This is a genomic window from Arthrobacter sp. MDT2-34-1 (assembly GCF_059091365.1).
Map to the genome: position 1 here is coordinate 1 of NZ_JBNHGO010000218.1, position 269 is coordinate 269.

Here is a 269-nt window from a genome sequence, read left to right on the forward strand (position 1 = left end):
TCCGCAACGGGTGCTGATGTCGTGGTGCTGACCAGGGGCTGGAACGCGGGCAGGGATGCGAGGCCGGAAACGGCTTCGACCGGAGAGGCAACCGGCGCCGCCAGCAGCCGCTGGGCGTTCGGTGCGTTCGGAACGAGCCAGGCAACGGCTCCGGTGGGGGCTGTCTCGGCGGAAACCCGAACGGTCCCCTCGCCCAGGCCCGTCCGCGTCAGGGGAAGCCCGTGGGGTTGGTCGCCGCTGGTCCAGGACAATGCGGCCGGATCGTCGGC

1 protein-coding gene is annotated in these 269 nt (G+C 71.7%); it reads right to left on the reverse strand.

Annotated elements, in window-relative coordinates; translation table 11 throughout:
* Positions 1–269 (reverse strand): hypothetical protein (locus tag AC5RVV_RS18415; RefSeq protein WP_494002765.1); only part of this gene is annotated, 269 nt, incomplete at both ends.